This is a genomic window from Defluviimonas salinarum, from assembly GCF_026013545.1.
GTDB classification, from domain to species: Bacteria; Pseudomonadota; Alphaproteobacteria; order Rhodobacterales; family Rhodobacteraceae; genus Albidovulum; species Albidovulum salinarum.
This window is the reverse complement of record NZ_JAPDOG010000020.1, coordinates 1-13,414: the sequence shown is the minus strand read 5'-3', so window position 1 is coordinate 13,414 and position 13,414 is coordinate 1. Positions and strand designations below refer to the sequence as shown.

At 66.3% G+C, this 13,414-nt stretch carries 17 protein-coding genes; 7 read left to right on the top strand and 10 right to left on the bottom strand.

The genetic code is table 11. The features are described from left to right. Positions 1 to 227 precede the first annotated feature (227 nt). The 5 genes from OM960_RS18275 to OM960_RS18255 all read right to left on the bottom strand — a co-directional run bounded on the left by OM960_RS18275 (position 228) and on the right by OM960_RS18255 (position 4,304). Positions 228 to 902 carry an OmpA family protein gene (locus OM960_RS18275; RefSeq protein WP_432759528.1) on the bottom strand — a complete coding sequence of 225 codons (675 nt, stop codon included), beginning with the start codon at positions 900 to 902 and terminating at the stop codon, positions 228 to 230. Between the two features lie 4 nt (positions 903 to 906). Continuing rightward, entirely contained in the window at positions 907 to 2,331 is a 1,425-nt protein-coding gene (locus tag OM960_RS18270) for a type II and III secretion system protein family protein (RefSeq protein WP_263333636.1), read from the bottom strand. Between the two features lie 212 nt (positions 2,332 to 2,543). Next, positions 2,544 to 3,416, bottom strand: a complete 873-nt coding sequence (gene cpaB, locus OM960_RS18265; RefSeq protein WP_263333634.1) for a Flp pilus assembly protein CpaB — start codon at positions 3,414 to 3,416, stop codon at positions 2,544 to 2,546. Positions 3,417 to 3,663: 247 nt separating this feature from the next. Continuing rightward, on the bottom strand, positions 3,664 to 3,981 hold the full coding sequence (locus tag OM960_RS18260; protein ID WP_263333632.1) for a hypothetical protein: 318 nt from the start codon (positions 3,979 to 3,981) through the stop codon (positions 3,664 to 3,666). Between the two features lie 104 nt (positions 3,982 to 4,085). After that, on the bottom strand, positions 4,086 to 4,304 hold the full coding sequence (locus tag OM960_RS18255; RefSeq protein ID WP_263333630.1) for a hypothetical protein: 219 nt from the start codon (positions 4,302 to 4,304) through the stop codon (positions 4,086 to 4,088). 392 nt (positions 4,305 to 4,696) lie between these two features. Between OM960_RS18255 and OM960_RS18250 the strand changes: the two genes are divergently transcribed. Beyond that, positions 4,697 to 5,539, top strand: a complete 843-nt coding sequence (locus tag OM960_RS18250) for a lytic transglycosylase domain-containing protein (RefSeq protein WP_411709781.1) — start codon at positions 4,697 to 4,699, stop codon at positions 5,537 to 5,539. Positions 5,540 to 5,549: 10 nt separating this feature from the next. Then, complete coding sequence (locus OM960_RS18245; protein WP_264772948.1) at positions 5,550 to 6,983, top strand: UbiA family prenyltransferase; 1,434 nt, start codon at positions 5,550 to 5,552, stop codon at positions 6,981 to 6,983. 4 nt (positions 6,984 to 6,987) lie between these two features. Here OM960_RS18245 and OM960_RS18240 read toward each other — a convergent pair whose 3' ends face one another. Continuing rightward, a complete protein-coding gene (locus OM960_RS18240) occupies positions 6,988 to 7,224 on the bottom strand; it encodes a DUF8831 family protein (RefSeq protein WP_263333626.1) in 237 nt (78 codons plus the stop codon). 180 nt (positions 7,225 to 7,404) lie between these two features. Here OM960_RS18240 and OM960_RS18235 point away from each other — a divergent pair, with 180 nt between their 5' ends. From OM960_RS18235 to OM960_RS18215, 5 genes are all read left to right on the top strand, one after another. Next, positions 7,405 to 8,136 (top strand): M48 family metallopeptidase, encoded by a 732-nt coding sequence (locus tag OM960_RS18235; RefSeq protein ID WP_263333624.1) that lies wholly within the window; start codon positions 7,405 to 7,407, stop codon positions 8,134 to 8,136. 42 nt (positions 8,137 to 8,178) lie between these two features. After that, positions 8,179 to 8,508, top strand: a complete 330-nt coding sequence (locus OM960_RS18230) for a DUF6455 family protein (RefSeq protein ID WP_264772947.1) — start codon at positions 8,179 to 8,181, stop codon at positions 8,506 to 8,508. A 64-nt stretch (positions 8,509 to 8,572) separates the two neighbouring features. After that, complete coding sequence (locus tag OM960_RS18225; RefSeq protein ID WP_264772946.1) at positions 8,573 to 8,935, top strand: YigZ family protein; 363 nt, start codon at positions 8,573 to 8,575, stop codon at positions 8,933 to 8,935. Positions 8,936 to 9,047: 112 nt separating this feature from the next. Next, a complete protein-coding gene (locus OM960_RS18220) occupies positions 9,048 to 9,410 on the top strand; it encodes a diacylglycerol kinase (RefSeq protein WP_264772945.1) in 363 nt (120 codons plus the stop codon). 122 nt (positions 9,411 to 9,532) lie between these two features. Then, positions 9,533 to 9,862 (top strand): GYD domain-containing protein, encoded by a 330-nt coding sequence (locus OM960_RS18215; RefSeq protein WP_263333616.1) that lies wholly within the window; start codon positions 9,533 to 9,535, stop codon positions 9,860 to 9,862. A gap of 39 nt (positions 9,863 to 9,901) precedes the next feature. Here the strand turns inward: OM960_RS18215 and rimO are convergent, their stop codons facing one another. The 4 genes from rimO to OM960_RS18195 all read right to left on the bottom strand — a co-directional run. Further along, positions 9,902 to 11,287 carry a 30S ribosomal protein S12 methylthiotransferase RimO gene (gene rimO, locus OM960_RS18210; RefSeq protein ID WP_264772944.1) on the bottom strand — a complete coding sequence of 462 codons (1,386 nt, stop codon included), beginning with the start codon at positions 11,285 to 11,287 and terminating at the stop codon, positions 9,902 to 9,904. A gap of 40 nt (positions 11,288 to 11,327) precedes the next feature. Beyond that, the gene (locus OM960_RS18205; protein WP_264772943.1) at positions 11,328 to 12,089 is read right to left on the bottom strand and encodes an ABC transporter permease; all 762 of its coding nucleotides are present in this window, start codon (positions 12,087 to 12,089) and stop codon (positions 11,328 to 11,330) included. Continuing rightward, the gene (locus OM960_RS18200; protein ID WP_264772942.1) at positions 12,086 to 13,012 is read right to left on the bottom strand and encodes an ABC transporter ATP-binding protein; all 927 of its coding nucleotides are present in this window, start codon (positions 13,010 to 13,012) and stop codon (positions 12,086 to 12,088) included. Before OM960_RS18200 ends, OM960_RS18205 begins: the two co-directional genes overlap by 4 nt. 79 nt (positions 13,013 to 13,091) lie before the next feature. Next, a partial coding sequence (locus OM960_RS18195) for a GcrA family cell cycle regulator (RefSeq protein WP_264772941.1) occupies positions 13,092 to 13,414 on the bottom strand: 323 nt, incomplete at its 5' end.

Here is a 13,414-nt window from a genome sequence, read left to right as displayed (position 1 = left end):
CAAACCGGGGGCGTCGAGCGTCCGCTCTGCATCCCATATGGCCAATTCCGTTCACCCGGCGCGACTCGGGCGCCGCGCCATTGCTCCCGAGTTTCGAAACTCCGCGAGAATCTTGGCAATATTGGGGCTAAAAGATCGTAATTATGCGTTGTGGGTGGACGATGAGGTGAATTGGGCGGACTTTGTTGCCAAAGTCCGCCCATACACAGAAACAATCTCGGCAGAAATCAGCTGCCGGAGCCAGCCGCAGCGGCGCCCTCCGTCACTTGCGCTTGGCTGTGAACCGGCTCGGCGCTGCGCACATACTCGCGCCAGATCACCTGGGCGTACTTGCCGTTGAGGATCGTCGGATGCTTTTCGACGAAGCCGGACACCTCGGTGACGGTACGCCGGTTGCGCCGTTCCGGCGCCTGGACGAAGACCAGAGGCTGGGTCTTGCCGAACGAGGCGACAGCCTCAAGCCGCGAGCGGCTGATACCCTGGCTCGACAGATATGCCACGACTGCTTGCGCGCGACGCAAGCCGAGCGCCTTGTTGTAGGCGTTCGATCCGACAAGGTCGGTATGGCCGTAGACGCGGAACCGCACTTCCGGGAACTGACGGATCCAGTGGGCCTGCTGCCGCAGCGCCGCCTGCGCCTCGCCGTCGAGCTGGGAACTGTCGAAGGCGAAGTTCACGGTGTTCGGCACATCGGCCGCGAAGCGGCGCGTTAGATCGATCGCATAGGATTTCTGGCCGGTCTGCACGAGCGTGTTGTTCATCGTCGCATTGCCGAAGTCGCTGGTCTCGATCTCGGATCCGGCCTCGGCATAGAAGGCCCGGCCCATGTTGGTTTCCTTCGAGCAGCCAGCGAGTGCTACGAAGCCGGCCGAGAGGAGGAGGAGGCTCTTTGTCATTGGCATCGTCTTACTCCATCACGTAGCCGTAGGAACCGGAATAGTCCTGCTTGGCGACTTCGCCGACGGCACCGCCGGACGACGCGGTCTTGCCGAACAGGAACAACTCGGCCTCGCTCGGCGGCCGGACGCGGTCGGTCGGCAGCGCCAGCGCCTCGCCGCGGGTCGGCGTGACGAGATGCGGCGTGACGATGATCACGAGTTCGGACTGGTTGCGCTGGTAGTCGGTGCTGCGGAACAGCGCCCCGAGGACGGGAATGTCGCCGAGCCACGGAACCTGGTCGTTCAGGTCGGTGAAGTCGTCCTGGAGCAGGCCGGCAATCGCGAAGCTCTCGCCGTCGCGCATTTCGACCGTGGTCTCGGCCTCGCGGCGACGGAAGGCGTTGACCGAGATGCCGGCGGCCGTGACGCTTACGGTCGGGTCGATGCCCGACACCGCGGCGTTGATCATCAGGTTGATGACATCGCCGTCGACCACGCGGGGCGTAAAGGCCAGTTCGACACCGAACGGCTTGTAATCGACAGATATCGTGTTGTTGTCGCCGCGCACCGGGATCGGATACTCGCCACCGGCGAGGAAGCTGGCCTCCTGACCCGACAGCGTCGTCAGGTTCGGTTCGGAGAGCGTGCGCACCAGACCCTTGCTTTCAAGCGCCTCGAGCAGGATACCAAATTCGAACGCACCGGCCGAGAAGCCGAGAAGCGCCTGTCCGGTATTCTCGGAGTTCGGTATTACACTGGGGCTGATCGGGGCGAGCCCTGTTGCATCGTTCGTTTCGCCGAGCGCTAGGCCGGCCGATGGCCCGAGACCGAAGGCACCGGCCAGGTCGGACGTCGATACCGAGGCGGCGACGCCGGCCTGAAGCTGCTTCGCGACGCCGCGCCGCACTTCGGCGAATCGGACCTTCAGCATGACTTGCTGAACCCCGCCGACTCCCATCAGGTTCGAAACCCGCCCCGGCGCATAGCGTTCGGCCAGATCGAGCGCCCGGTCGAGCCCCTGCGTCGAGGACACGGTGCCCGACAGAACGATACCGTCATTCGCGGTGCGAACCTCGATCTTCTCGCCGGGAAGGATCTGTTCAAGGCGCTCCTTGAACTCCGCGACATCAAGCGAGACCTGGACGTCGACATTGGTGATCAGCTTGCCATCCGGCGCGAGAAGCGTGAGCGTCGTGCGCCCCGGGGCCTTGCCGAGAACATAGATCGTCCGGTCCGAGAGCGTCGAGATGTCAGCGATTCCGGGGTTGGCGATCGAAAGCTCGGCAAACGGTACGTCTGATTCGACCACTACCGCGCGGTTCATGGGGACGACAAGTGCACTCGCTACCGAACCACTGACGATTTTCAGAGTTTCCGCACCGGCGGAAGCGGGGATGGCCAGCGTGAGCGTCGCGCCCAGCAATCCTGCCGCAAATATTTTCTTCGTGCTCATGTGACCTGCCTCTCCGTCACTTCTTCAGGAACGGGTCGAATTTGCCCGGCTTGCAGCAAGATTGCGGGAACCTGCGTTTGTTTGCAACTATCAAGTGTTTGCACAAAGTTCTTTATGTGGGCGTGGGGCAACACTCCCACACGCGTTGTGAAAAAAGAAACGCCGGCCACCACATAGGGTGACCGGCGCGCCCTCGTTTCCGCGCGGGCGGATCAGTTGGTGCAGGGGATCACCGTCTCGACGATCTCGCCGCCCTTGTTGGTGCGGACGCTGCAGACGGGTTCCGGCGCGACTGCGGGCGCCGGCGCAGCTTCGACGATGCCGAGCAGTTTGTTGCGGTCGATCTCGACCGCCCCGATGACCGTTTCGTCACCGCTGCCGACGAGGGCCAGCGTCAGGCGCCCGGTCTGCTGGGCAAGCGCGAGCGCCGCCACCTGTTCCGGTTTCGCCTCGATGGTGACAGTGCGGGCAATTCTGGTCTCTTCGGAGCGGTCGGCATCGGCGGACTGGTCGATCGCGATCAGCTTCACGTTGGTATCGATCAGCTTCGCCGTGTCCTGGCCGTTGATATTGCCGCTCCAGTAGATGTCGACCCTGTCGTCGGGACGCAGGAAGCCTGAGACGCCGGACGTCACGTCGACACTGATGGCGAAGGCGCGCATGCCCGGGGTGAGAGTGGCCGTGATTCCGGCGTCCACTCCCGGATTGGTGATCTTGGACGCGAGCATCGGCTCGAACGGCTGGAAACTGCGCATCGCGGCGCGGGGCCGCGTTTCACCCTCCAAGAAGACCGGCACGATCGAGGCGTCGCCGCCCTTCGGCGCGGTAATGGCATTGAAGGCGCCTTCGGGGACCTTGCCTTCGTGCCACTTGATCACCTCGAGATCGTCGGCCGTAAACCGGTCGCCATATCTCAGTGGCCGCTTGGTCACGACGACATCCACGAGCTTCGTCGCCTGCGCCTGCCTCGCGGCGAGCATGTCACGCTCCGCCTGAGCCTGCTCGATATACCCTTGCGCCATGTAGACGGCAAAGCCTGCAAGGGCGACCCCGAGCACCAGGACCAGACCAAAAACCAGACGCATGTCGATTCCTTTCGTCGAATAGGCCTCAGGCGCCGCTCCTTCGCTGGGTGCGCCCATCCGCCTGCTTATCGTGGAATATCCGCGGAGAATACGGCGAAATGGTGGTCAAAGCGAGCCGGCAGGGAGGAATATCCCGCATCCGGGAAACACTCGGCAGGAAAATGCCGTGCCGAGCCGCACGAGCGGTGGACGGGCCCCACGCACATTGCCACTTGGGCAGGGGCTCGTTCTATCGGGCCGTCGAGGTTCAGGGGGCCTGAATGGTTTCGGGGACGGTCCTGGTGTCGAGATAACGCTTCACCGCATCGCCGACGCTGTTCATGCTTCCCTTCATTCCGAGCATCGTGGCCACGGAGAGAGCGCAGGCGCCAGCAGTGAGGACCACCCAGTCGACAGTGACGGCGCCGTCCTCGTCGGCAGCGAAGCGTTTTGATCTTCTCAAAATTTTCATGTCATGCCTCGCAATCGTCGTGCGATGTTTGCGGCGGTTGAACGCCAGATCTGCCCTCGCCCCCGGCCCAGTAGAGCCGCGCATCATGGCGCCAAAGCGGCGGGCATCGGTCATTTTTGCGCCCGATTTCTTGCGCTGTACGCCCGTCCGCATCGGAAACGAAAAACCGCGCCCTGAAGGCGCGGCTCTCGTTCGGTCGGCGTGACCGAAGTGCCGGATTACGGCGTGGTCGAGGATGCCCCGAGCATGGTGGCCGGAACCTCCGAACCATCCAGCCAGGCCTGGATCTTTCCGGCCAGACCGTCGCTGCCCTGCTGGACCGCGGCAAGGGCGGCGACGGCGAGGCCGACGACAGCGGCGGTCAGCACGACCCAGTCCACGGTCACGGCGCCGTCTTCTTCGTTGTGGAACTTCTTGAACAGTTTGAAGAACTTCATGTTTCTCTCCGTTTGCTTCGCCCGTTTCGCCATCCGCATCCGATCTTCCGAGGTATTCCAGGGCCTCGTCCCGGTCGCGGCATGGGCTAATCTGGCCCTCGAAACGTGGCATGATTGGGGCGGCGATCGTACTTTTTGTGGTTGCGTTAAGTATTTTTCAGAACTGCCTTAAGTCATTGATAAAGAAGAAAATAAAAAAATGATAGTGCCGCAGCTTCGTGTATCGACCTGTTGCCAAAAGGCCGAATCAGGTGGGATTTGGCCAGGAAGAGAGCGGTAAATGCTGGTTCCCGCAGGCAGATTCTGGGAAAAGAGTTAAAGAACAACCTCAAGAAGGCAGGGCGGGCATAACCGTGCGTCGGTATGGACAGGCACTATTCTATAGCGTCGTCGTGGCGCTGATCGCAGGCACGCTGCAGGCGGAAACCGCCGCGGCCCCCTATCCGGAGTTCACTTTCAAGCGGGTAGGCGCGCCGAAATCGGGAGGCTCGGCCCCCGGCACCAAGCGTATAACCGTGCAGATCGACCCCGCCGAGCAGGCGCTGCGGCTGGCGTCCACGCCGCTGCCGCCGCCGGAGAACCCGATCCCGCGCGGCGGGCGGGCGCCCGGCCTCGAGCCGGCGGTGCCGTCCGGGCCGCCTTCTCCGAGCGAATACGACTGGTACTGGAAATCTGTGTCGCCATCGCTCGGCAACTCGGCGGGACGGTTCGACGTCGCGCTCGCCACCTTGAGCCAGGGGCCGGGCGGCACGGTCGTCCCCGCTCCGCGGCTCCAGCACTTGCGCGACATCGCGGCGCGTCACGGCAGCGAGATCCTGAATGCGACGATCGGCACCGAGGTTTCGCCCGCGCTCGCGCTCGCGGTGATCGCGGTCGAGAGTGCGGGGCGGGCCGACGCGGTCTCCTCGGCCGGTGCGGTGGGGTTGATGCAGCTCATCCCGGCAACGGCGGACCGCTTCGGGGTGCGCAACAGCAAGGACCCGGTCCAGAACATCAGGGGCGGCGTCGCCTATCTCGACTGGCTGATGCGCGAATTCAACCGCGATCCGCTGATGGTGCTCGCCGCCTACAATGCCGGCGAAAACGCGGTGAAGAACAATGGCGGCGTGCCGCCCTATTCCGAGACCCGCGCCTATGTGCCGAAGGTACTCGCGGCCTGGACCGTGGCGCGCGGCCTCTGCCGCACGCCGCCGATGCTGGTGTCGGACGGTTGCGTCTTCGTGGTCGAAGGCTGAGTTGCCCGCGATGACCGAGGTGAAGCCGCTCGTCCTCGACGTAGACGGCACGTTTCTGAAGACCGACATGCCGCTCGAGACTTTCTGGGCGGGGCTCGGACGCGATCCGGTCGCGACCCTCGGCGCGCTGGTACGCAACTTCCGCCGGCCCGAACGGCTCAAGGCCGAGCTTGCGGCGATTGCGCCGCTGCGCACCGACCTCCTGCCGGTCAATCCCGAGATCGCCGATCTCGCGCTGCGCTCGCGCATGGCCGGCCGCGAGGTCGTGTTCGCCTCCGCCTCAGATCGTAGCCTGGTCGAACGGCTGGCCGCGGAATATGGGCTGAGCGAGGAGGTCTTCGCCTCCGACGGAGAGATCGACCTCAAGGGGCCGACCAAGGCAGAGGCGCTGGTTGCGGCTTTCGGCGAGCGCGGCTTCGACTATGCCGGCGACGCGGCCGTGGACATTCCGGTGTGGGAACGCGCAGAGAACGCACTCGTCGTGGGCCGGGTTCCGTCGGCACGGGCGCTGACCGCGCAAGGTCAGAACGTCGTCGAGCTGCCCGGCGGCTGGAGCCCGGCCGCTCTGATCCGTGCGCTCAGACCGCATCACTGGGTCAAGAACCTGCTCCTGCTGCTCGCGATGATCGTGTCGCTTCGCTTCGATCTCGCGACGCTGGTGCCGATCCTGTGGGGCATCGTCGCCCTCTCGGCCGCCGCCTCCGCGATCTACATCGTCAACGACCTTCTCGACCTCGAGGCGGACCGGCTGCACCCGACGAAATGCCGGCGCCCCTTCGCCAGCGGCGAGGTCCCGATCGCGGTCGGCATGGCCGCCTTCGCGGTGCTCGGCCTTCTGGCGCTCGGATTGGCGGCAGCGATCAACTGGGCGTTTTTTGGCGTGGTCGTGCTCTACATGATCCTGTCGCTCGCCTATTCGCTGAAGCTCAAGAGGATGCGATGGGTCGACGTGGCGACGCTTTCCGCGCTCTACACGATCCGGGTGATCGCCGGCGCGGCGGCGGGAGGGGTCGCGGTGTCGATCTACGCGCTGATCTTCCTTCTTCCGGTCTTCGTCACGCTCGGCTGTGTCAAGCGGCTGACCGAGCTGACGCTCACCACCGACGACCAACCTCTGCCGGGGCGGGGGTACGGGCGTCAGGACCGCGGCGATCTTCTGAACGTCGCCGGGCTCGGAACGGTGGGCGCGCTCCTGGTCTTCTTTCTGTTTTCGATCAGCGAGCAGGGACGCGTGCTTTATCCCGCGACCTGGGTCTTGTGGCTGTCGATGCTGCCGATGTGGCTCTGGCTCGTCCGAATGGTCATGCTCGGCTGGAACGGCAAGCAGGACTACGACCCGATCGTCTTCGCGATGCGCGACAAGTTGGGGCTGGCCATCCTGATGGTCACGCTCGGCCTGATGTTCCAGGCGGCGGGGCTGTGGGGAAAGTGGTTCGGGGCCTGACCCGTCAGCTTTTCGGCTTCAGCCGGTAGACGCCTTCGGGCAGGTTCAGCGCGGCGGCAAGCTCGCGCACCTGGGCCATCGACATGACGATCTTGCAGACCTCGTCCTTGCGCGGATCGTATTGCTCGATCGTCACGCATTCGGCAAAGCCCTGGATGGTCACATCCTCTTCGAGGTGGGGACTTCCCTCGTCGACGAGGGTGATGACGGTGGCGTCGAAATCGTGCTCGATTGTAAACATGGCCCCAGCCTAGCGCGGCCCGCGACCGGGCTCAATGGCGGTCTGCGACGGGCCGGAGTCGCCGCGAAAAGCGGATGTCCGCACGGGATCGTGAACGCTGGTCGCGGGGCCTTTCGCTGATCGCGGCGCAGCGCTAACTTGACCCTACGCAGAGCAGTCAAAGCGGCCCGGGAGAGGCGAATGAAAAAACTGGCGATCCTCGCAACCGTCATGCTGGCGGGCTGTGTCGAGACCGTTCCACAATCGCCTTATCCGCAGGCTCCCTATCCACAGGGACCCTATCCGACCGGGCCGGCCGTCGATCCCGGCCCCGCCGTTCCTCCCCGGGTCGCGGCCCGCAACTTCACCAGCGTCGTCAGCCGCATGGAGCCGGTGATCGAGCGCGAATGCTGGAACATGGGTGCCGGGAACTGCGACTTCCGCATCGTCGTCGACGACCGGCCCGGCCAGCCGCCGAACGCGTTCCAAACGCTCGACCGCTCGGGGCGGCCGATCATCGCCTTCACGCTTCCCCTGATCGCCGAAGCGCGCAACACCGACGAGCTTGCCTTCGTCATGGGTCACGAGGCCGCGCATCACATCGCCGGCCACATCCCGCGCCAGCAGCAGGAGGCGATGACCGGCGCGCTGATCGCCGGTGTGCTGACCGCCGCGACCGGGGCCGACTCGAGCGCGATCCGCGGCGCCCAGAACATCGGCGGCACGTTCGGCGCCCGCCGGTTCGCCAAGGATCACGAGCTTGAGGCCGACTCGCTCGGCACGATCCTCGCCTGGCAGGCCGGCTACGACCCCGAGCGCGGCGCGGAGTTTTTCATGCGCATTCCCGATCCCGGCAACCGTTTCCTAGGAACCCATCCGCCCAATGCCAGCCGGATCGATACGGTGCGCCGCACGCTTGCAGGGCTGCGCTGACCGCGGTTTCGACGGCTCTTGATTTGAATCAAGGCGTCGGCCATGGTCATCGCGCGATGGTGGCGCAAACGCGACGGATCGGAGGAAGGCGCGATGGGTAGTGTCGTGACGATGGCGGCGAAGTCCGGCGGGGCCGAGCTTCCCTATTTCCTGACCGAGGAGGAGACGCGGCGCCACGGCGTCGATATCGGCGAGGCGATCCAGTCGGGGATCCTCACGCTGGACGATTTCCGCGCGATCCTCGCGCTCTGCCGCGACTGCCACGAAGGCCAGGAACTGCGGCGCGAGCCCGGCCATGACCGCCACGCGCATGTAGCGCCCGAATGGTGCGCGAACCGCGCCGTGCTTGAGGGCCTGCGCGGCATCGTCTGAACAACGCCCGGCCGCAGGCTTGGCAGCGCCCGCCGCAGGTCCTATTCCCGGCGGCGGAGGTGCTATGCGGATCATCGAGAACGTGCTGAGCGATCGCGGTTCGAAATACGCCGTGTCGGGTGGCCCGGCGGCGAGCCGCGAGGCCGCGGCGGCGTTTCTGGCCGAACTCACCCGGGCGAAGAAGTTCGCGCGCGCCACCCATAACAGCTGGGCGCTGCTCCTTGACGAGGATGGGCGGCGCGAGGGGGTGAAGAACGACGACGGCGAGGCCGGCGCCGGGGCGGTGATCCTGCGGATGCTCGAGCGCGAGGGGCTGGTCAACCACATCGTCGTCGTCACCCGCTGGTATGGCGGGGTGAAGCTCGGCGGCGACCGGTTCCGACGTGTCACCGAGGCGGTGCGGATCTACCTGGCCGAGTGCGGCTGAGGCCGCTGCGGCGCGGGCGGCAAAATGTCGGCATTCCGTCGGGCAACGGTCGGCGATTGGCAGCCACCCCGGCACGGCGCTAAGGTCGCGGGAAGATCGACCGGAGGGACCCATGCGCGCCATCGTCACCGCCGAGCTCCGGCGCTTCGCCAATACCTGCATCTGGTCCTGGCAGGGCTGGTCGGCGGCCTGGGCGAGCGAGAAGTCGCTTCGCCAGTGGACGGTGGTCAACCTCGCCTCCGCGACGCTCGCCTTCGCGCTCGACCTGAGCGCGGGCGAGCGGGCGATGATCCTCGCGCTCGGCCTCCTGATCCTCGCGGCGGAGCTCTTCAACACCGCGATCGAGGAGATCGCCGATCTCGCCTCGCCGGAGCGCGATCCGCGGGCCGGCAAGGCCAAGGACTGCGGTTCGGCGGCGGTGGCGGCGACGGCGATCGCGGGCGGGGTGGCCTGGCTCGTGGTGCTTCTCGGCTGAACCCGCCGTTCGTCCCGCATGGCGTGAATCGCGTTCGTGTGGTAGAAAAGGGCACTTGCCTACAGACACTTAAGTGCATCGTCCGGCGCTTGATCGGGCGTTCAACTGTTTGGGAGGACAGCATGCCGACATTCATTCTCACCGGAAACTACGAGAGCTCCGCCATCAAGGGCATGATCGCGAGCCCGTCGGACCGCGAGGCCGCGGCGCGGGCGCTGATCGAGGCTGCGGGCGGAAAGCTGCTGCATTTCTACCTGACCTCGGGCGAGCGGGATTTCATGGCGATCTCGGAAGCTCCCTCGATGCAGGACATGCTGCCGGCCCTCATGGCGGTTGGCGCCTCGGGCCAGATCAGCCATATGCGGACGGTCCAGGCCTTCACCGCCGCCGAGTTCAAGGCGGCGCAGGAAAAGGCAAAGGCCATCGCTGCGGCCTACAAGCCGCCCGCGTAGCGCCAAGGAGAGCCGGATCGCCTGAGTGTCGTCACGCCTTCAGGCGATCCGCCCCCAGAGGTCGTATTCGCCGGCCTCGTCGACCTCGACGGTGACGATGTCGCCGGGATTCAGCGCCTCGAAATCCTCGTCTATGAAGAGGTTGCCGTCGATCTCTGGCGCGTCGGCCTTGGTGCGGCAGGTCGCGCCCTCGGCGTCGACCTCGTCGACGATGATCTCCAGCCGGGTGCCGACCTTGGCGGCGAGCTTCGCCTCCGAGATCCCTTGCGCCTTTTCCATGAAACGGTCCCAGCGCTCCTGCTTGACCTCGTCGGGGACGTGGTCGGGCAGGGCGTTCGAGCGCGCGCCGGCGACGTTCTCGTACTGGAAGCAGCCGACGCGGTCGAGCTGGGCCTCGTCCATCCAGTCGAGAAGGGTCTGGAACTCCGCCTCGGTCTCGCCGGGATAGCCGACGATGAAGGTGGAGCGGAGTGTGATCTCGGGGCAGATGGCGCGCCAGGCCGCGATCTCGTCGAGCGTCTTCGCGGCGGCGGCGGGGCGTGCCATGCGCTTCAGCGTCTCCGGATGGGCATGCTGGAACGGGATGTCGAGATAGGGCAGCACCAGCCCCTCGGCCATCAGCGGAATGAGGTCGCGCACATGGGGGTAGGGGTAGACGTAGTGCAGCCGGACCCAGGCGCCGAGGCTGCCGAGGTCGCGGGCGAGGTCGGTGATATGGGCGCGGTGCTCGCGCCCGCCGCGGCCGGCGCTGACCCCGTGTTTCAGGTCGAGCCCGTAGGCCGAGGTGTCCTGGCTGATGACGAGCAGTTCCCGCACCCCGGCCTCGACCAGCTTTTCCGCCTCGCGGACGACCGCATGGGCGGGGCGCGAGACGAGGCGGCCGCGCATGTCGGGGATGATGCAGAACCGGCACTTGTGGTTACAGCCCTCGGAGATCTTGAGGTAGCTGTAATGCCGGGGCGTGAGCTTCACGCCGGTCGCGGGCATGAGGTCGACGAAGGGATCGGGCGCGGGCGGCACTGCGCCGTGAACCGCGTCGAGCACCTGTTCGTACTGATGCGGGCCGGTCACTGCGAGGACGGAGGGATGCGCGCCGGTAATGTAGTCGGGCTCGGCCCCGAGACAGCCGGTGACGATCACCCGGCCGTTGGCCGTAAGCGCCTCGCCGATGGCCTCGAGGCTTTCCGCCTTGGCGCTGTCGAGAAAGCCGCAGGTGTTGACGATGACGGCGTCCGCGCCGGCGTAGTCGGGGCTGATCGCGTAGCCCTCGGCGCGAAGGCGGGTCAGGATCCGCTCGCTGTCGACCAGCGCCTTGGGGCAGCCGAGAGAGACCATGCCGATCCGGGGCTGGCCGGGGCGGGCGGGACCGTCGAAGACGGGCTTCGGCGCGAGATCGGGGCGGAGGTTCGGCGGGTTCTGGGTCATGGCGGCGGCGTATACGCGCTCGCGGCGGTCAAGGAAAGGGTCAGGCGCGCAGCCGCCAGCCGGTGCGGAAGATCGCCCAGACCGCGAGGAAGCCGAGCGCGAGGAAGATCGCGAGGGCGAGGACCGAGGCGGCAAGCGGCACGTCGGCGAGGCCGAAGAAGGTCCAGCGGAAGCCCGAGACGAGGTAGAGGACCGGGTTGAGCTTCGCCACCGCGGCCCAGAACGGCGGCAGCATCGAGGTCGAATAGAAGGCGCCGCCGAGGAAGACGAGGGGGGTGATCACCATCATCGGGATGAACTGCAGCTGCTGCCAGTCCTTGGCCCAGATCCCGATCAGGAAGCCCCAGAGCGCAAAGCCGAACGAGGTCAGGACCAGGAGGAGGAGCGCCAGCACCGGATGGGCGAGCGGCAGGTCGACGAAGAAGAGCGCGGTGAGGTAGATGACGATGGCGATGATCACCGATTTCAGCGCCGCCGCGCCGACGAAGCCGGCAACGACCTCGAGGAAGGAGACCGGGGCGCAGAGGATCTCGTAGATCGTGCCCACGAACTTGCGCATGAAGATCGCGTTTGCGGCGTTCGAGAGCGATTGCTGCAGCACGGTGAGGATGATCAGACCCGGCACGATGAAGGCGCCGTAGCTGATCTCCTCGACCGACTGGATGCGACTGCCGATCGCTGCGCCGAAGACGACGAAGTAGAGCACGGTCGAGACGACCGGAGCGGCGAGCGATTCCCAGGGCGTGCGCCAGAACCGGGCCATCTCGAAGTTGAAGATCGTAAGGATCGAGCGCGCGTTCATGCCATGTCCCTCACGAGCCGCAGGAAGACCTCCTCAAGCGAGGTCTGTTCGGTGGAGAGGTCGCGCACCGCGAGCCCGTGGCCGGAGAATTCCGCGAGCAGCCGGGCGATGCCGGAGCGGTCGGCATGGGTGTCATAGCGAAAGCGCACCGTGCGCCCGTCGGCGCCAAGGTCGAGCCCGAGGCCGGCGAGGGGGGCGGGCAGCGCGGCGACGGGGTCGGTCAGCTCAACGGTGAGGATCTTCTGGCCGAATTCGTGCATCAGCTCGGTCTTGTCGCGGACGAGCAGCAGACGCCCCTTGTCGATGATGCCGACGCGGTCGGCCATCTCCTCGGCCTCTTCGAGGTAATGCGTCGTCAGGATGATCGTGACGCCTTGCTTCTTCAGGCCGCGCACGACCTCCCACATCTCGCGGCGGAGGTTCACGTCGACCCCGGCGGTGGGCTCGTCGAGAAAGAGGATGCGGGGGCCGTGGGCGAGCGCCTTGGCGATCAGCACCCGGCGCTTCATGCCGCCGGACAGCTCGCGCAGCTTCGCGTCGCGCTTGTCCCAGAGTGCCAGCGCCCGGAGCACCGTTTCGAGGTAGGCGTCGTCGGGGGCCTTGCCGAAGAGCCCGCGCGAGAAGCGAACCGTGTTCATCACGGTCTCGAAGAATTCGAGCGTGATCTCCTGCGGCACGAGCCCGATCAGCGACCGCGCCGCACGGTAGTCGCGGACGATGTCGTGCCCGTCGACGCTGACCGAGCCGCCGGTGGGGGTGACGAGGCCGCAGGTGATCGAGATGAAGGTGGTCTTGCCGGCGCCGTTCGGTCCGAGGAGCGCGAGGATCTCGCCCCCGGCGATGTCGAGCGTCACGCCCGAGAGGGCATGGGTGCCGCTGGCATAGGTCTTGGAAAGGTCGCGGACCTCGATGATCGGTCGCATGGGGCCTCCTGTTCGCGGGGCGGAGGCTACGCGCAGGCGGCGGCGAAGGGAAGCACCCTCCTGCCGCCTGCCGCCGGGATCAGCGGCGCCGGTCGCGGCGCGAGGACATCGGCTGGAAGGCGACGCCGACATGGGCCTCGCAATAGGGTTTGCCGGGCTGGGCGGCGAGGCCGCAGAACCAGAAATCCTCGGTCGCCGGGTCGCCGATCGGCCATTTGCAGGTGCGTTCCGTCAGATCCATCAGGCCGATCTTGCGCGCCTTCTTCTCGACCTCGCGGACCGAGGCGAGCGCCTCGGGGCTGATCTCGCCGGCGGAGGGCTGCGGCGGCAGCGGCTGGCCGGCCGGGATGATCGGCTTGCGCGCGGGCGTCGCGGGCTGGGCCGCGGCGGGCTGGGCGGCTT